A 17,889-nucleotide genomic window follows, 5' to 3' on the forward strand; every position below is an offset into this window, starting at 1 on the left:
CGCGTACGTCCACGGGTTCTCGGGGGCGGAGCCCGGTGCCGGCCGCTATCTCTGGTAGCGCGCGAGCACCAGGTTCCCGTCGTCGACCAGGCGGCGCCGCAGCTCGTCGAGGCCGATCGCCCCGCTGTAGTACTCCTGCAGCGCGGGGGTGGCCACCTTGTCCTTCCATTCGGGATAGCCGCGCACGGACGGGGCGGGCGCCGCGCGCAGGTGTGCGGCGAGGGCGGTGCCGGCCGCCCAGTCGTTCTTCGTGGTGTGCAGCGCGGGGTCCTTCAGTGCCTGGGTGCCGGTGGGCAGCATCCAGTCGCCCAGGGCGAGCCGCACCATGTTCCGCGGCCGGAGGAGGAAGTCGATGAACGCGACGGCCTCCTTCTTGTGCGGGCTGTCCTCGGCGACCGAGAGCGTCTGCGGGCTGACGCCCTGAGTGAGGCCGTCGGCCCCGGCCGGCGCGGGCAGCACCTGCCAGTCGAACCCCTTGGGGGCCTGCTGCACGATCTGCTGCCGGTAGGAGAACCCGAGCGGCACCATCGCGTACTTGCCCGCGAAGAATCCGGGGAGCGTGTCGGAGCCGCCCATGCCGAGCGTCGTGGCGGACGCGCCGCGGTCGGTGTTCACCTGGTCGTGGACGGTGCGCGGCATCACCTCGTCCGCCGGGCCGAAGCGGATCCGCACCGTGCCGTCCGTGCCGCGGTGGAACAGCTGCCCGCCGGTGGACAGGGACAGGTTCAGCGTCGCCGACACGGGCTCCTTCAGCGGCCAGGCGACGCCGTATCTGCCCTTGCCGCTGAGCTTCTTGGTGATCTGCCGGAACTCGTCCCAGGTCCAGGGCCGCTTTGGGGTCGGGACGCGGACGCCGGACTTCTCGAGCCACGTCGCGTTGGCGACGAGGACGCGCGGCTCCTGGAGGAACGGCACCCCGTAGACACCGTCACCGAACGTCGCTGTCTCCCAACTCCGTTGCGGGATGTCGGACTTCAGTCGGCCGGGCAGACGGCCGCGCAGGTCGGCGAGGTATCCGCCGTACGCGAAGTCGGCCAGGTCGTCGGAGGCGTCATGGATGATGTCGGGCGCCTCGCCGCCCTCGAAGGCCGTGAGCAGCTGGTCGTGGACGCTCTCCCAGCTTCCCTGGACGTAGGTGACCTGGACGTCCGGGTGCGTCGCGTTCCACTCCTTCACCAGTTGCCTGTTGGCGTCGACGGATTCCTTCTGCCAGGCCAGGGACTGGAACTCGAGGGTGACACGGCCGTCGTCGCCCTCTCCCACGCCGGACGTGCAGCCGGTCCCGCCGAGCAGCAGCGCCGTGCACGCCACGAGCGCCGTCGCCGCCCTCCCTCCTCCGCGCATCACTTCACCGCCCCTGCGAGCATGCCGCCCGCGATCCGCTTCTGGATGACCGCGAAGATCACCAGCGACGGCAGCGTCGCCAGGAACGCCCCGGCGGCGAGCGGACCGAGGTCGGCCACCCCTTCGGCGCCGAGGAAGTGGGTGAGGATCACCGGCAGCGTCTGCCGCTCCGGGGTCTTCATCAGGACGAGGGCGAAGAAGAACTCGTTCCACGCGCTGATGAACGCGAACAGCCCCGTGGCGACGATGCCGGGCGCCAGCAGCGGCGCCGTCACGGACACGAGGACGCGCAGCCGGCCCGCCCCGTCCACCGCCGCCGCCTCCTCCAACTCCCTTGGCACGGACCGGACATAGCCGACCAGCATCCACAGCGCGAAGGGCAGCGCCCACACCACGTACACCATGATCAGGCCGGGCAGGGCGTTGATCAGGTGGAGGCTCTTGAGGATCAGGAACAGCGGGATGATCACCAGGACGAACGGGAACGCCTGGCTGACCACCACCCAGCCGGTCGCCGCCCGTGACACGAACGAGCGGCGGCGCGCCATGACGTACGCCATCGGGGTCGCGATGACGATCGCGATCACGGCGGTGGCGACGGCCACGAGCAGGGAGTTGCCCGCGGCGCGCAGCAGGGGCTGTTCGTCGAAGGCCTGCCGGAAGTTCGCGAGGGTGGGGTGCTCGGGAATCCAGGTCGGGTGCAGGCTCGCGAGTTCGCGCGGCGGCTTGAACGCGGTGGAGATCAGCCACAGGAACGGGAAGACGAGGAAGATCAGATAGGCCAGGAGCGCGAGGTACTGACCCGCGCGGGCGAGTCCGCCGGTGCGCATCACTGCTCGTCGCCTCCCTTCAGTCGGCCCACGAGGTAGAGGGCGAGGAGGATCGAGATGACGGCGACCATGACGCAGCCCATCGCCGCCGCGTAGCCGAACTGCCCGTAGCGGAAGGCCTCTTCGTACGCGAACAGCATGGGGAGCCGGGTGCGGCCGCCGGGTCCGCCGCCGGTCAGGACGTAGACCAGGGCGAAGGAGTTGAAGTTCCAGATGAAGTTGAGCGCGCTGACGGCGAGGGCGACGGGGCGGATCGCGGGCCAGGTCACCGTGCGGAACCGGCGCCAGGCGCCGGCCCCGTCCATGGCGGCCGCCTCGTGCAGTTCGCGCGGGGTGTGCTGGAGCCCGGCGAGCAGCGCGACCGTGGTCTGCGGCATGCCCGCCCAGACGCCGACGACGATGACGGCGGGCAGTGCGGTGGCGAGGCCGGTGAGCCAGTCGCGGCCGTCGCCGAGGCCGAGGTCGCGCAGCGTCTCGTTGAGGATGCCCGCGTCGGGGTGGTAGACGAGGCGCCACATGATGCCGACGACGACCTCCGGCATCGCCCACGGCACGATCGCGAGCGCCCGCGCCAGCCACCGGAAGCGGAGATCCTGGTGGAGCAGCAGGGCGAGGCCGAGGGCCAGCACGAACTGCGGCACCGTGACGCCGACCGCCCACAGCAGGCCGATCCGGAACGACTCCCAGAAGAGGGTGTCGTGGAGGAGGTCCTGGAAGTTCAGGGTGCCGACCCACTGCGTCGCCGCGGTGCGGCCCGACTGGGAGTCGGTGAAGGCGAGCCCGATCCCGTACAGCAGCGGGCCGACGCTCAGCACCAGGATCGGCAGGAGTGCCGGGAGCACGAGGAACCAGGCGCTGTGCTCCTTGTGCGGTGCGCGGACGGGGCGCTGCCCCGTGGTGCGTGTCGTGGCGGTCGCCGAGGTCACGGATGCGACTCCTTCGGGCGGTTCGGACGGCTCACGCGGCTTCCGGCCGCCCCGGCGGCCCCCGTCATGGTCCTGACACGCTCCTACGGCGTCAAGACATTCGGCCGGGTGCGAGACTGGGCCGGTACCAGCTGGAACGCGGGAGGCAAGTGATGGACGAGGCACGGGCACGGGACGTGCTGGCCCAGGCGGGTGTCGTGGACGGCCCGGCGGAGGGTGTGGAGCTGCTCGCGCTCGGCGAGAACGCGGTGTTCGCGGCCGGTGATCTCGTCGTCAAGGTGGGCCGCGGCATCGACCGGGCGCCCGAGCTCCTCGACCGGGCCCGTCGCGAGCTGGCCATCGCCTCCTACCTCGCCGAGCACGGCGTCCCGGCCGTGCGGGCGGCGAAGGCCGAGCCGCTGGTCGTCGACGGGCATCCCGTGACGGTGTGGCACCGCATCCCGGCGGCCGTGCGGCCCGCGGAGCCGCGCGATCTGGCCGAGCTGCTGACGCTGGTGCACGCGCTGCCGGCGCCGACCGGGTTCACGCTGCCCCGGCGGGAGTTGCTGGGCGGCGTCGAGCGCTGGCTGCGGCTCGCGGGCGACGCCATCGATCCGGCGGACGCGGCGTATCTGCGCGAGCGGCGGGACGGGTTCGCGGCGGCCGCCGCGGCGCTGACCCCGCGGCTGGCCCCCGGGCCGATCCACGGGGACGCGCTGCCCCGCAACGTGCACATCGGGCCCGAGGGGCCGGTGCTGGTCGACCTGGAGACGTTCTCGTCGGATCTGCGCGAGCACGATCTGGTGGTGATGGCGCTGTCGCGGGACCGGTACGGGCTGGACCCGGCGGCCTACGACGGGTTCGTCGCCGCGTACGGGTGGGACGTGCGGGAGTGGGACGGGTGTGGTGTGCTGCGGGGGGCGCGGGAGACAGCGTCCTGTGCGTGGGTCGCGCAGCACGCTCCTGCCAACCCGAAGGCACTGGTGGAGTTCGAGCGGCGGGTGGCGTCTTTGCGGGACGGGGACGCCGGTGTGCGGTGGTACCCGTTCTGAGCCTCGGCTCGCCTTCGGCTTCCCGCCGTTCGCACGGGGGCTTCGCCCCCGGACCCCCCGGTCGTCAGACGCCGGACGGGCCGGCCTTGACCGTCAGGTCTCTCATCGGCCACGTCGGGTCCACCACCGCGTCCGCGTCGCCCTTCTTGCGCAGGAAGCTCTGGAAGTCCGCTGCCCACTCGGCGTACCACTCCACCTGCCGGCGGTGCAGCTCCGCCGGTCCCAGCGCCGCGACCTTCGCGTGCCGGTCGCCTATCGCGTGGGCGAGCAGCGCCGCGGCCAGGGCGTCCGCGGAGGCGTCGTGCGCGGCGTCGAGCGTGACGCCGTACTCGGTGCAGACCGCTTCGAGATTGCGCTTGCCCCGGCGGTAGCGGTCGACGGTGCGGTCGATGGTGTACGGGTCGATCACCGGGGCCGGCTCCGCGCCGCCGAGCCGGTCGCGCAGCGACGGCAGGCCGTGCCGGGCCAGCTCGGCGGAGAGCAGGGTCAGGTCGAACGCCGCGTTGTACGCGACGACCGGGGCGCCCGTGCGCCAATACCCGACGAGCACCTCGGCGATGGCGTCGGCCACCCGGTCGGCCGGCTCGCCCTCGGCCGCCGCCCGCTCGGTGCTGATCCCGTGCACGGCGACCGCCTCGTCCGGGATCGGTACGCCCGGGTCGGCGAGCCACTGCCGACGGCCGAGGACCGCGCCGTCCCTGACCTCGATGACGGCGCCGGTGACGATGCGCGCCTCGCGCGGATCCGTCCCCGTCGTCTCCAGGTCGAAGCCGACCAACAGCTCCCGGTGCCAGCCCATGGCAGCCCCCTTCTCGTGGTGCGTTCCCCCAGTGACCACCACCTTCGCACGCGCCACTGACAATCCGTCCGGCACCCGTCGCGGACGGCCGGGACCGGACGGCCGGGACAAGCCCTAGGAGACGGGGCGGGCGTCCGCCCACGCCTGCTCGAACTCGTCCCGGTATGTCACGAACAGCCCGTTCTCCCCGTTCTCCGCGGAACCGTTCGCCCTGACCAGGCGCCCGCCGCCGCGCAGCACGAGGACCGGGGCCTCCATCCCCCGCGTGCGGCGCAGGTACGACTGGACGACGGCGACGCCGTCCGAGCCGTCGCCGTCGACGAGGTAGGCGGTGAAGCGCGGAGTGTCGTCGAAGACCTGGATCTCGAACGCGCCGGGGTCCCGCAGCCGGGCCCGTACGCGCCGCATGTGCAGGATGTTCATCTCGACGGCGCGGCTCAACTCGCCCCGCTTGAGGCCGAGTTCCCTTTCGCGCCGTTTGACCGAACTGGACGCCGGGTTCAGGAAGAGGAGCCGTACCCGGCAGCCGGACTCGGCGAGGCGGATCAGGCGGCGGCCGGAGAAGTTCTGCACCAGCAGATTCAGGCCTATCCCGATCGCGTCCAGGCGCCGGGCGCCGCCGAAGAGGTCCTCGGCCGGAAACTGCCGCAGCAGCCGCACCCGGTCCGGGTGGACGCCCACGACGTCCGCGTACCGGTCGCCGACCAGGTCCTCGACGGCGTCGATGGGCAGCCGCCGGGCCGAGGGGACGTCGGAGCCCGCGCCGAGCATCTCCAGGAGGCGGGCGGAGGCGCGCTCGGCCTGGGCGAGAACCGTCTGGGACAGGGCCCGGTTGCGGGAGACCACGTTGCGGGTGACCTCCAGCTCGTCCAGGGCGAGCTCGACGTCGCGCCGGTCGTCGAAGTACGGCTCGAAGCAGGGCCAGTGCTGCACCATCAGCTCGCGCAGCTGCGGGAGCGTGAGGAAGGACAGCACGTTGTCGTCGGCCGGGTCGAGGAGATAGCCCTTGCGGCGGCTGACCTCGCGCACGGCGACGGCCCGCTGCACCCACTCCTGTCCGGCGGGCCCGGCGGCGGCGACGACCCAGTCGTCGCCGTGCACGGGCTCGTACACGGGCCGCAGCACGGCGGCGACGACGGCGCGCAGCCGCTGCTCCACCAGGTTCAGCCAGATGTAGGCACGCCCGGCTCGTTGGGCACGCGTACGGACTTCGCCCCAGGCGTCGGCACCCCAGTCCAGTTCGGGTCCGATCTGCGACCCCACGTCCATGGGCCGGGCCAGTGACACGGCTCCGGGCGGGATGTCCGCGGAGGCTGCCCCCGAACCCTCATGGCCCTCGTGACCGTCGTCACCAGGGGGCAGCTCCAGCCCTCCCGAGCTCACCCGCTCCGCACCGCCTTCCGCTCCCCCGAGCTTGTCGAGCACTCCCCCAGCAACGATCAAGGAAGGGTACTCCGGGAGCGGTGGGCGGTGCAGCCCGATGGGGACGAGAGTTTCTCAACTCCCGTTTCGGGGAACCCCGTTCTGATCCGCGAGGTCGGCGGGAGTGAGCGGATTCATAGCGGTCACGTCCCTGGGGGCCAGCGAGAAGCCCTGCCAGTGGACCGGCATGGGCTGCTGGTCCTCGTCGCGGGCGATGTGGTGGAACCCGATGTTGACCCAGGTGATCGGGTGGCTCAGGGTCTGCCCGGTGACCCACTTGTCCACACTTGTTCCGCCGCAGTGCGCCGAGGGGTTGTTGCTCGCGTACTGCTCGCACTTCTTGTACTCGGTGAAGTACACGTCGTGCTTGGTGAAGGAACGGCCGGGGAACCGGCTGGAGCGGCCGGGCACGAACTCGTAGGACCTGGGGTGGCCGTCCTTGTTCTTGCCCGCGGTGGAGACCACCCGCCACCACCGCATGTCCTTCTCGTCACCGGCGAGTTCCTTGGTGACGGGCGTCCTGGTGGTCTTCGTGGTGGGCGATCCGCTGCCGCGCGGCGGCGTCACCGTGGAGTCGTACTGTTCGACCTTGCTCTTGCTGGAGCCGTCGAGGCCGAAGTTGAGCCGCCAGAAGACGTTGTGGCTGTGGCTCTCGGCGTAGGCGCTCGCTCCCTTGCCGATGGGCCAGCCCTTGCCGTCGGTGCCCTTGTAGTCGTACGGGGAGAGGCTGCCGGTGGCGCCCACGTTCGACGTGATGGTGCCGTCGGAGGCGAAGCGCCATTCGGTGATGTACTCGTACCAGGACGCCTTGTTGACGGTGTAGACGAGCAGGTCCTTGCCCTGGGCGCTGTACAGCTTGCCGTTGCCGCCGGTCGACTCGTCGTCGTTGAGCCGGTACGCGTGCCCGCGCGCACGCGTGGTCGTGCACAGCCCCGTCACGTCGCCCCGGTCGGGGACCTTGACGGTCTTGATGGTGCCGCCGGGGCACTCGGCCGGCCGGAGGTTCTGCAGGGCCTGTCCGAAGTCGGTGCCGGTGATGTCGTCGTACTCGTTCTCCCCGTCGTCGTAGGGCACATGGACCTGCGCGAGGCGGGCGCTGGTCAGGACGCGGATCGGCTGGGGCTCGCCCTTCGGCTGGTAGCTGACGTCGTCCAGGACGAGGCCGGAGAGGGTGTTGTAGTGCCAGCACATGCGCCAGGTGGTGCCGCCGTCGAGGGTCTGCTCGATGGTGTACGCGGCCGAGCAGGACGGCGCGGCGGCCGCGGGCGCCTTCTGGGGCGCCGCCTGGGCGGCTGGGGCGGTGCCGAGCAGCGCGGTGACCGCACAGGCCGCGAGGGCGGCAGCGGGCCGTTTGCGGGCGCGCCGGACTCTGTTGACGTGCATGACGTGCATACGGAAGGGCTCCCTTGGCACGAGAAGAAGGTGAAGGAGGCGGTGGCGGCGCCGCGTCAGGCGAGGCGGCCGACCGTGCGGTCGCTCAGGTCGACGACGAGGGCGCGGGTGTCGATCCACGGTCCGTTGGTGACCTTGGCGACGACGCGCAGGCAGCGGTGCTTTCCGCATGCCGTGAGGTCGGAGGGGACCTTCGCGACGGTCTCCTTGCGGAACACCATGCCGCTGAGCTGCAGTTGGTCCGCCTTGGTGAGCTCCTTGCCGGTGGCGTCCGCGTAGTCGGCCCTGAGGTCGGCGCCGAGCCGGTCGCCGATCAGCAGCCGGGCGGCCTCGGCCAGTTCGTCCTGGCTGGGCGGCGGCTGCACGCCCTGGTCGGTCCGGGTGTCCTCGACCTTGCCGGTGTCGAGGTTCACGGTCCTGGTGACGACGGTGTCGCTCTTGTAGTCGTAGGAGACGACGTCCGCGCGGCGCTGTGCGGCGGCCGGGCCGCTCAGGCCGGGGTCGATCTCCGTCAGGTTCGTCGACAGGTGCTGGGGGCCGCGGTCGCCCTCGACGTCCCTCGCGTCCCTCCGCAGGCCGTTGTCCGTCACCGCGAGCCGCTCGGCCCGGGTGATCTCGGCGTCGGTCAGCGGGTCCCGGCCGACGCCCTTGTCGCCGTCCTCGGGGGCGGCCTCGATCCTTCCTTCCGGAGCCACCGCGTCCTGCTGGGCCGCTCCCGCCCTGGCCGCGTCGCCGGCGCCCCCCGCGCCGTCCGGCAGGCTCACGCCGACCGCGACGGCGGCACCGGTGACCGCGAGGGCCACTGTCGCCACCAGTTTCCCGAGATGGCGTCTTGCTAGCTCGCGCACATCTACCCCCCTGCTTCCCCGGCAGTCCCACGCACGGGCATACCGGTATTACGTGGTCTTCATGTAAGAGGGGGCCAACTCGTAGGTGGTTCCGTCACTTTCGGGGGAGAGACTGACTGTTGTCGCCCGGGCCCCCGGGCCGGGAGTGGAAGAGTCGTCAGCATGCAGGTCTGGCCTGGACAGGCGTATCCGCTCGGCGCCACGTACGACGGCGCCGGCACAAATTTCGCGGTCTTCTCCGAAACCGCGGACCGTATCGAGCTGTGCCTCTTGCACGACGACGGTTCGGAGACCGCGGTGGAACTGCGGGAGTCCGACGCGTTCGTCCGGCACGCCTACCTCCCGGGGATCATGCCGGGACAGCGGTACGGCTACCGCGCGCACGGCCCGTACGAGCCCGATCGGGGGCTGCGCTGCAACTCGGCGAAGCTGCTCCTCGATCCGTACGCGCGCGCCATCAGCGGGCGCGTCGACTGGAGCGAGGCGGTGTACGGGTACCCGTTCGGGAAGCCGGACGAGCGCAACGACCTGGACTCGGCGCCGCACATGATGGCGTCGGTCGTGGTGAACCCGTACTTCGACTGGGGCGACGACCGTCGGCCGCGCACCGAGTACCACGAGACGGTGCTCTACGAGGCGCACGTCAAGGGGCTCACGATGCGGCATCCGGCGCTGCCGGAGGAGCTGCGCGGCACCTACGCGGCGCTCGCGCACCCGGCGATCATCGAGCACCTCACCGAACTGGGCGTCACAGCGCTGGAGTTGATGCCGGTCCACCAGTTCGTCAACGACCACCGCCTGGTCGACATGGGTCTGAACAACTACTGGGGCTACAACACGATCGGCTTCTTCGCGCCGCACAACACCTATGCATCGTGGGGCGACCGGGGCGAGCAGGTCCTGGAGTTCAAGTCGGCGGTGCGCGCGCTGCACCAGGCCGGCATCGAGGTGATCCTCGACGTCGTCTACAACCACACGGCCGAGGGCAACCATCTGGGCCCGACCCTGTCTTTCAAGGGTCTCGACAATCCGTCGTACTACCGGCTGACCGAGGATCCGCAGTACTACATGGACACCACGGGGACCGGGAACTCGCTGCTCATGCGGTCCCCGCACGTCCTCCAGATGATCATGGATTCGCTGCGCTACTGGGTGGAGGAGATGCATGTCGACGGGTTCCGCTTCGACCTGGCCGCCACGTTGGCGCGGCAGTTCCACGAGGTGGACCGGCTGTCGTCGTTCTTCGACCTGGTGCAGCAGGATCCGGTGGTCTCGCGCGTGAAGCTGATCGCGGAGCCGTGGGACGTCGGCGAGGGCGGCTACCAGGTGGGCAACTTCCCGCCGCTGTGGACCGAGTGGAACGGCAAGTACCGCGACACCGTACGGGACATGTGGCGCGGGGAGCCGCGCACCCTCGCGGAGTTCGCGGGGCGGCTCACGGGCTCGTCGGACCTCTACCAGGACGACGGCCGCCGCCCCCTGGCCTCCATCAACTTCGTGACCTGTCACGACGGTTTCACCCTGCACGACCTGGTGGCGTACAACGACAAGCACAACGACGCCAACGGGGAGGGCAACCGGGACGGCGAGAGCCACAACCGGTCGTGGAACTGCGGCGCGGAGGGCGAGACGGACGATCCGGAGGTGCTCGATCTGCGGGCGCGTCAGATGCGGAATTTCGTCGCCACGCTGATGCTGTCGCAGGGCGTTCCGATGCTCAGCCACGGCGACGAGTTCGCGCGCACCCAGGACGGCAACAACAACGCGTACTGCCAGGACAACGAACTGGCGTGGGTGCGCTGGGCGGCCCCGGACGCCCCGCCGGAGCCGTTCCTGGAGTTCACGCGCGCGATGGTGCGGCTGCGCCGCGAGCATCCCGTGTTCCGCCGGCGCCGCTTCTTCCACGGCCGGCCGGTGGAGGGCACGCACGACGAGCTGTCGGACATCGCCTGGTTCACTCCGGAGGGCGAGGAGATGACGCAGCAGGACTGGGGCGCGGCGCAGGCCCGCGCCCTGTCGGTGTTCCTGAACGGCAACGCGATCTCGGAGCCGGGCGCGCGCGGCGAGCGCATCGTGGACGACTCGTTCCTGCTGCTGTTCAACGCCTCCCCGAAGGACATGGAGTTCGTGGTGCCGGTCGATCACGGCCGGCAGTGGCAGGCCGTGATCGACACGGCGCTGCCCGACGGACTGCCCGCCGACGGCAGCCAGAAGGTGCAGGCGGGCGACCGGCTGACCCTGGCGGGCCGGAGCCTCACGGTGCTGCAACGGCCCGCCTAGGCTCCCTAAGGGGCCGTACGCGCAGTGCGACGAGGAAGGCCAGGCCCGCGGCCGCGCTGCCCACCGCGAACGCCGCAGCGGGCCCGTGGGCCTGTGCGAGCCGCCCCGCCACGGCGAGCGTGACCGCCTGCCCGCCGACGAAGGCGCTCGCGGCGACCGTCATGCCCTCGGCGAGGCGTTCGCGCGGCACGGCCCGTTCGGTGAGCCCGAAGCCGGTGATGAGGTTCGGCGCGAACAGGGCGCCGAACACGGTCACGACGACGTACAGGACCGGCATGGTGTGGGTGACGATCAGCGGGAGCGACAGGAGGGCGGCGGCCGCGGTGGCGACGCGCCAGCGGGCGGGCAGCGCGAACCGTTCGGGCACCGCCGCCATCGACAGCCCTACGACGGCGCTCATGACGCCCATCGCGGCGTACACGAGGCCCGCCTGGTCCTCGTGGCCCAGTTCCTGGGTCAGCGCGGTGATTCCGGCGCCGCAGCCGCCGAGCAGGATGCCCAGCAGGACGAGCCCGACGCGTACGACATGGACCTGGCGCGGCATGCGGGGCCGGTCCTCCCGCGCGCGGGGCCGGGCGCCGGGCGCGGTCCGGGGGACGGCCGTGGCCGTGGGGTGCAGCGCGAACCCGGTGCCGCAGGCCGCGACGAGGAGGGCCGCTGTCCCGAACGCGTAGGCGGGGTGTGCCAGCACCGAGGCGACGCCGATGAGGGCGGGGCCGAGGACGAAGGACAGCTCGTCCATGGTGGACTCCAGCGACAGGACGGCGTTCACCACCCGCTCGTCGGCGCCCTCCCGGCGCACGAGGGCCACCCCGCGGGCGCGGGCCAGCGGTCCGATGCCGGGCACGGTGGCGCCCGCGAGGACGCCGAGCGCGGCCAGGAGGAGCGTCGGCAGGTGGTACAGCGCGCCCAGCGTGTAGGCGGCTATGGCGCAGGAGTTGAGCAGCGCGAGGGCGAGCACGACCGGGCGCTGGCCGCGCCGGTCGGCGAGACGTCCCACGAAGGGCCCCATGGCGACCTGGCCGAGCGCGAGGGCGCAGGCGACGGTGCCGCCGGTGGCGAGCGAGCCGCTGGTACGGGTCACCAGCAGGACGCTGCCGAACTGGATCACCGCGACCGGCAGCCGTCCGAGGAACGAGACGACCGGCAGGAGCGTCCCGGTCACCCCGATCACCTGGCGGTACGTGTCGAGCGTGCTGGGTGTCTTCGCGGAGGTGCCGGTGGTCATCGTGCGACGCTAACGACACGTACCGCGGCTCCTGCATGCGGTGAAGGCACGAAAGACGGCCCCGGGGGTACGTAGATTCGCATGACGCCTCAGCATCCGACGGGCACCTACCGGCTCCAGCTGCAACCGGATCTCGGGTTCGCGGCGGCCGCGGCCGCCGTCCCGTACCTGGCCTCCCTGGGGGTCTCCCATCTCCATCTGTCGCCGGTCCTGGAGGCCGTGCCCGGGTCGACGCACGGCTACGACGTGGTGGACCCCGCGCGCGTGCGCGGCGAACTGGGCGGCGAGGACGGTCTGCGGGCGCTGGCCCGCACGGCGCGCGAACACGGCCTGGGGCTGGTCGTGGACATCGTGCCCAACCACATGGCCGCATCCGTGCGGCACAACCGGCCGTTGTACGAAGTGCTGCGCGACGGACCGTCGTCCCCGTATGCGCGCTGGTTCGACATCGACTGGCAGGCGCAGGGCGGCCGGGTGCTGCTGCCCGTCCTGGCTCGTCACCTCGGGGACGAGCTGCCCCACCTGAAGGTGGACGGCGACGTACTGCGCTACTACGAACACGAGTTCCCCCTGCGTGAGGGCACCCGTACGCTGCCCTTACCGCAGCTCCTGGACGCGCAGTGGTACCGCCTGTCCTGGTGGCGGCTGGCCCGTACGGAGCTCAACTACCGCCGCTTCTTCACGATCTCGGACCTGATCGCGGTGCGCGTGGAGGACCCGGAGGTCTTCGAGGCGACCCACGCGACCGTGCTGCGTCTGCTGCGCGAAGGCGTCATCGAGGGCCTGCGCGTCGACCATCCCGACGGGCTCGCCGATCCGGGTGCCTACCTGCAGCGGCTGAGCGACGCCACGGGCGGCCGGTGGACCGTCGTCGAGAAGATCCTGGAGGACGACGAACAGCTGCCCGCCGCGTGGCCGGTGGCCGGCACCACCGGGTACGACGCACTGCGGCACATCGACGGCCTGTTCACCGACCCGGCGGGCGCGGACCGGTTGCTGGGGCTGTTCCGCCGGTTCACGGACGTCTCGGCCGACCGGGGCGGCCAGTGGGCGGCGACCGCGCGGCGGGCCGCGCACCGGGTCGTCACGCACGAGCTGGCGACCGAGGTGGACCGGCTGACGCGGGAGGCGGCCGCGCTGTGCGACCTGGCGCCGGATCTGCGCGACCACGCCCCCTGGGCGCTGCGCACGGCCCTGCGCGAGCTGCTGGTGCGCGTCCCGGTGTACCGGCCGTACCCGAGCGGGGGCGCCGATCCGGAGACGGTCCTGACGGCCGCGGACGCGGCCGACGCGAAGGGTGCGTTCGCCGTGCCCGAGGAGGCCCGCGCGGTCGACGCCGTACGGGAGCTGGCGCTCGGGCGGCGCGGCGACGGGCCGGCGCACACGGCGTTCCGGGCCCGGTTCGCGCAGACCGCGTCGGCGCTGCGGGCCAAGTCGGTCGAGGACACGGCGTTCTACCGGCACACGCCGCTCCTGTCGGCCCTGGAGGTGGGCGGCTGCCCCCGCAGCCCGGCGGTCACGGCCGGGGCCTTCCACGCGTACTGCGCGCGCGTGCAGCGGGACTGGCCGTACACGTCGACGGTGCTGTCCACGCACGACACGAAGCGGAGCGCGGACGTGCGGGCGGGCATCGCGGTGCTCACCCAGTGCCCCGACCGGTGGGAGACGCTGCTGGCCCAGGTGACGGAGCTGACCGCGCGCGGCGGCGGCACGAGCTCCCCGGACCCCCAGCTGGCGTGGGCGGCCTGGCAGACGGTGGCCGGTCTCGGCCCCGCGACCCCGGAACGGCTCCAGGGGGCACTGCTCAAGCACGCGCGCGAGGCGGGCCTGTTCACCACGTGGACGGAGCAGAACACCGCCTACGAGAGCGCCGTGCACGATTTCGTGGCGTCCGGTCCCTGCGGCCCTCCGGGGGACGCGGTGCTGCGCTTCATGGACGAACTGGCGCCCCATGTCCGGGCGAACGTCCTGGGCGCGGCCCTGGTCCACCTCACGATGCCGGGCGTACCGGACGTCTACCAGGACACCGAGCACGAGTACCGCGCCCTGGTGGACCCGGACAACCGGGCGCCCGCCCGCTTCGGCCCGAAGGAGAGCGGCGCGCTCTCCGAGGAGAAGGCGGCGCTCACCAAGGTGGCGCTGCGCCTGCGCGGGGAGCACCCCGAGTGGTTCGGGGGCGCGGCCACGTATGCGCCGCTGCCCGTGGAGGGCGCGGCCGAGGGGCACTGTGTGGCGTTCGCACGCTCGGGCCGGGTGGCCGTGGTGGCGACCCGCCTGTCGTTGCGGCTGGCCGACGCGGGCGGATGGCGGGAGACGGAACTCGTGCTTCCCGAAGGCGAGTGGACCGAACTGCTGGCTCCGGGGCGGCGGTTCAGCGGGCACGCGCGCGTGGCGGACGTTCTGGGGTCGCTGCCGGTGGCTCTGCTGGTCCGTGCCGAGGTCAGTGCAGGCTGACGCGGAGGGCTGCGGGAGACCGGGTGAGGAGCCCTTCGGGGACGGGCCGGAAGTCCGGCGCCCAGGCCAGCCGGGGCAGCGCGTCGAGCAGGGCGCGCAGCCCCGACCCGGCGGTGAGGCGGGCGAGCTGGATGCCCAGGCAGCGGTGCCGGCCCGCGCCGAACGCGAGCTGCCCGGGCGTCGCCCGGAAGATGTCGTAGCGGTCGGGGTCGGCGAACCGGTCGGCGTCCCGGCCCGCCGAGCCCACCAGGCACGCCACGGTGGCGCCGGCCGGTATCGTGCCGCCGCTCACCGCGACCGGAGCGAGGGCCCGGCGCAGCACGATGTGCACGGCGGGGTCGTGGCGCAGCGACTCGGCCCAGGCGGCGTCGGCCAGTTCGGGCCTGGCCCGGACGAGGGCCAGCTGGGCGGGGTGGTCCAGGAGGTTGGCGAGGAGCGAGGCGAGGGCCCGGTCGGTGGCCTCGCCGCCCGCGCCGAGCAGGTTCGCCACGATCGCGGTGACCGCCTCGTCGGACAGCGGCCGTCCGTCGGCCCGGGCGGTGCACAGCACCGACAGGAAATCGTTCCGCGGGTGCGCGCGGCGGCGGACGACGTGCGGGCGCAGAAAGGCGTCCAGGCCGGCGGGCGCCGCACCGAGATGGGTCAGGCCGGAGCGGCACCAGTCGGTGACGCGGGCGGTGTCCTCGTAGGGCAGACCGAGCGCGGCCACCACCGCGGCGGCGGGCAGCCAGTGGCAGAACTCCTCCACCAGGTCGGCTTCCCGGCGCCGGGTGAGGCGGCGGGCGAGCACGTAGGCGGTGCGTTCCACGCCTGCCTTCAGTGCGGCCAGCGCGCGCCCTTGCAGCGCCGGGGAGACCAGGGCGCGGTGCGCGGTGTGCGTGGCGTCTTCCAGGTGGGCGAGACTGCCGCCGGGCGGCGGGGCGACCAGGCGGGGGTCGGTCAGGGCGGCGCGGACGTCCACGTAGCGGCTCAGCAGCCACGCGCCGAAGGGCTCGTCCTGGAGGAGCGGGTGGGTCTCGCGCAGCGTGCGGTACAGCGGGTAGGGGTCGCGGGCGACGTCCGGGTCCGCGAGGCTCGGCGGCAGCGGGGTGGCGCGGCGTGTGTGTGCGCCGTGCGCGCTGGGGCGTGAGGCCGGTCCGGAAGGGCACAGCACCGCGGGCTCCACTCTGGGCCGGTGCGCGCACGGGTTGCTGCGCGCGGCTGTACCCAGCGCACCACCGGGGACCCCGGCGCGCAGCCCTCGTACGGCCGGACGGGTGACGGCGGTGCCCCTGCGCGCCCCGGCGGCCGGAGAATCCGTGCGACGGCCGCGGGAAGCCGGGTGGGCCCCGGACGGGAAACGGAGTCCGCCGACGGTCACCGCACATGGATGCACGCCCCACACGGTCCGATGTCGTCGGCGAGATGTTCCTCACCCTCGTGGGGCGTAGCCTGCACCGGCAATGAACGTCGGCAGAGGCCTTCTTGACAGGTGCGGCCGAGCGTGGGGTACTGCGGGTGCTGACGCCGGGAGCACCAACGGGGGTGAGTCACCTGACGGAGCAGCGATACCCCACCTCGGCCGAACTGGTCCAGTCAGCGCGGGAGCTGGCGACTGCCCGGCCCGACCTGTGCGCACTACGCCAGGTCGGTACGTCGCGTGCCGGAAGGCCGCTTCATCTGCTGTCCGTCGGACATGACCGGCGTACAGTGCTCGTCGTCGCGGGCGCGCACGCCAACGAGCCGACGGGCGGCTCCACCGTGCTGAGTCTCGCCGAACGGGCCCTGCTGGACCGGTCGTTGAGATCCGACAGATCGTGGCACTTCCTGCTGTGCGCGGATCCTGACGGGGCGTCCCTGCACCGCACGCCGGCCCCGCGCACCCTGCTCGACTACCACCGGCACTTCTTCCGTCCTGCGGGCCCCGAGCAGCCCGAGTGGTCGCCGTCGGTGCTGCCGCCGGACCGTCTCCCGCCGGAGACGACGACGCTCACCGGAGTCATCGACGAGCTGCGCCCGTACCTCCAGGTGTCGCTGCACGGCACGGAACTGGGCGGGAGCTGGGTGCAGTTGACCCGGGACATACCGGGGCTCGCGGAGCCCTTCGCCAAGTCGGCGGCGGAGCTGCACATACCGGTGGAGACGGGTGCGTCGGACGCGGCGGGCTGGCCGACGTCCGGGCCGGGCGTGCATGTGATGCCGGACCCCGACGTCCAGGCCGCGTTCCCGAGTCTGCCCGACGACGCCCGGCACTCCACCTGGCACCACGCGCACCGCTACGGCGGCTCCACGGCGATCGTCGAGGTGCCGATGTGGGCCAGTGACCTGGTGGACGACCCGGCGCCGCATCCGGCGCCGGAGCGGGCGCTGCGGCGCATCTCGGCCCGGCTGAGCCGGGACACCCGGATGGTCAACGACATCCTGGCGGTCACCCTGCCCCGCCTGCCCGACACCACGGGACCGCTGCTGCGGGCGGCCCGCTGGGCGCTGAGCCTGGTGCCGGGCCTGGCCGACGACTGGCTGCAACCGCCGCCGCCGGACGCGACGATGGCGTACGTCGGCAGCATCGACGCGTTCGCCCGGCGTCTGCCGCTGCGGGCCGCGGCCATGCTGCTGCGGGTCCTGGAGGAGGCCGAGGACCCGGCGGCGCCCCGCCTGGACGCCCTCGTCACGCGGTGGTGCGAGGTGTACGCGGACCGGTTCGGGGCGCGCTGGGTGCCGGTGGACCACCAGATCGAGCACCAGGCACGGACGACGATCGCGGCGGTCCGGCACGCCCAGGGGTGAGCGACGCGGTCAGCGCGCGAGGGCGAAGACCGATCCTGTGGAGGCGTGCAGGACGCACGGGTTGGCGAAGTCGCGGGCGTACGCGACGCGGTGGCCGTCCCACATCCCGTACGCGTAGGCCGTGACCGGCTGGTAGATCATGGTGCAGGGCGTCTGCGCGGCGTCGATCCGGCGGATGTCGCCGTCGACGGCGGCGAGTTCGCGGCAGGCCCGCTCGGCGTGCGGGTGCCCGCTCCCCCGCCCGGCTGGGCACCGCAGCAGCACGTCCGTCGTGTCGCCGAAGCCGTCGTCGCCCCGCAGGAGGGTCAGGGAGACCCAGTTGCCCGGCCGCGGCTCCTGCGGGGCGGCCTGCGCCGTGCCGGCCGTCGTGCCGAGCAGGGTGCCCGCGGCGGCCAGGGCCAGCAGGACGCCGCGTGCCTTCGAGACCGGGATCAGGGTCATGGGTGTCACCGTTCCTCGCGTTCAGGGGTGCGCGGGCGGGCGCCCGTGCCGGTGCATGCATCGACACGACGGGGCCCGCGCCTCACCTGGCGGGGGCGCCGTCCATCCGAACGGGATGCCGGGAGCGG

14 protein-coding genes are annotated in these 17,889 nt (G+C 72.6%); 4 read left to right on the plus strand and 10 right to left on the minus strand.

Translation table 11 applies throughout. From position 1 onward, the window contains the following. Positions 1–45: 45 nt before the first annotated feature. The 3 genes from ACQUQD_RS09535 to ACQUQD_RS09545 are packed head-to-tail and all read right to left on the minus strand — an operon-like array spanning position 46 to position 3,100. Complete coding sequence (locus tag ACQUQD_RS09535) at positions 46–1,344, minus strand: ABC transporter substrate-binding protein (protein ID WP_428951601.1); 1,299 nt, start codon at positions 1,342–1,344, stop codon at positions 46–48. Further along, positions 1,344–2,174 carry a carbohydrate ABC transporter permease gene (locus tag ACQUQD_RS09540; protein WP_428951602.1) on the minus strand — a complete coding sequence of 277 codons (831 nt, stop codon included), beginning with the start codon at positions 2,172–2,174 and terminating at the stop codon, positions 1,344–1,346. Before ACQUQD_RS09540 ends, ACQUQD_RS09535 begins: the two co-directional genes overlap by 1 nt. Further along, complete coding sequence (locus ACQUQD_RS09545; RefSeq protein WP_428951603.1) at positions 2,174–3,100, minus strand: carbohydrate ABC transporter permease; 927 nt, start codon at positions 3,098–3,100, stop codon at positions 2,174–2,176. The genes ACQUQD_RS09540 and ACQUQD_RS09545 overlap by 1 nt, the downstream gene beginning before the upstream one ends. Positions 3,101–3,252: 152 nt before the next feature. Here ACQUQD_RS09545 and ACQUQD_RS09550 point away from each other — a divergent pair, with 152 nt between their 5' ends. After that, positions 3,253–4,131, plus strand: coding sequence for a phosphotransferase enzyme family protein (locus ACQUQD_RS09550; protein WP_428951604.1), 879 nt, complete (start codon positions 3,253–3,255; stop codon positions 4,129–4,131). 64 nt (positions 4,132–4,195) lie between these two features. Here ACQUQD_RS09550 and ACQUQD_RS09555 read toward each other — a convergent pair whose 3' ends face one another. The 4 genes from ACQUQD_RS09555 to ACQUQD_RS09570 all read right to left on the minus strand — a co-directional run bounded on the left by ACQUQD_RS09555 (position 4,196) and on the right by ACQUQD_RS09570 (position 8,556). Then, positions 4,196–4,930, minus strand: a complete 735-nt coding sequence (locus ACQUQD_RS09555; RefSeq protein WP_428951605.1) for a 3'-5' exonuclease — start codon at positions 4,928–4,930, stop codon at positions 4,196–4,198. 114 nt (positions 4,931–5,044) lie between these two features. Next, complete coding sequence (locus ACQUQD_RS09560) at positions 5,045–6,313, minus strand: SAV2148 family HEPN domain-containing protein (RefSeq protein ID WP_428951606.1); 1,269 nt, start codon at positions 6,311–6,313, stop codon at positions 5,045–5,047. A gap of 114 nt (positions 6,314–6,427) precedes the next feature. Further along, entirely contained in the window at positions 6,428–7,735 is a 1,308-nt protein-coding gene (locus tag ACQUQD_RS09565; RefSeq protein WP_428957503.1) for a copper amine oxidase, read from the minus strand. A gap of 65 nt (positions 7,736–7,800) precedes the next feature. Continuing rightward, entirely contained in the window at positions 7,801–8,556 is a 756-nt protein-coding gene (locus tag ACQUQD_RS09570; protein WP_428951607.1) for a Tat pathway signal sequence domain protein, read from the minus strand. A 198-nt stretch (positions 8,557–8,754) separates the two neighbouring features. On the opposite strand from ACQUQD_RS09570, the gene glgX reads away from it, so the two are divergent. Continuing rightward, on the plus strand, positions 8,755–10,872 hold the full coding sequence (gene glgX / locus ACQUQD_RS09575; protein ID WP_428951608.1) for a glycogen debranching protein GlgX: 2,118 nt from the start codon (positions 8,755–8,757) through the stop codon (positions 10,870–10,872). Here the strand turns inward: glgX and ACQUQD_RS09580 are convergent. Then, the gene (locus tag ACQUQD_RS09580; RefSeq protein ID WP_428951609.1) at positions 10,847–12,100 is read right to left on the minus strand and encodes an MFS transporter; all 1,254 of its coding nucleotides are present in this window, start codon (positions 12,098–12,100) and stop codon (positions 10,847–10,849) included. The genes glgX and ACQUQD_RS09580 overlap by 26 nt on opposite strands. A gap of 81 nt (positions 12,101–12,181) precedes the next feature. Here ACQUQD_RS09580 and treY point away from each other — a divergent pair, with 81 nt between their 5' ends. Further along, complete coding sequence (gene treY / locus ACQUQD_RS09585; protein WP_428951610.1) at positions 12,182–14,554, plus strand: malto-oligosyltrehalose synthase; 2,373 nt, start codon at positions 12,182–12,184, stop codon at positions 14,552–14,554. Here the strand turns inward: treY and ACQUQD_RS09590 are convergent. Beyond that, positions 14,541–15,707, minus strand: coding sequence for a cytochrome P450 (locus ACQUQD_RS09590; protein WP_428951611.1), 1,167 nt, complete (start codon positions 15,705–15,707; stop codon positions 14,541–14,543). The genes treY and ACQUQD_RS09590 overlap by 14 nt on opposite strands. Positions 15,708–16,078: 371 nt before the next feature. Here ACQUQD_RS09590 and ACQUQD_RS09595 point away from each other — a divergent pair, with 371 nt between their 5' ends. Next, a complete protein-coding gene (locus tag ACQUQD_RS09595) occupies positions 16,079–17,320 on the plus strand; it encodes a M14 family zinc carboxypeptidase (protein WP_428951612.1) in 1,242 nt (413 codons plus the stop codon). 9 nt (positions 17,321–17,329) lie between these two features. On the opposite strand, the gene ACQUQD_RS09600 is transcribed toward ACQUQD_RS09595, so the two are convergent. Further along, on the minus strand, positions 17,330–17,761 hold the full coding sequence (locus ACQUQD_RS09600; protein ID WP_428951613.1) for an SSI family serine proteinase inhibitor: 432 nt from the start codon (positions 17,759–17,761) through the stop codon (positions 17,330–17,332). Positions 17,762–17,889 lie beyond the last annotated feature (128 nt).

Origin of the sequence: Streptomyces sp. cg35 (genome assembly GCF_050410835.1) — a bacterium.
Lineage (GTDB): Bacteria > Actinomycetota > Actinomycetes > Streptomycetales > Streptomycetaceae > Streptomyces.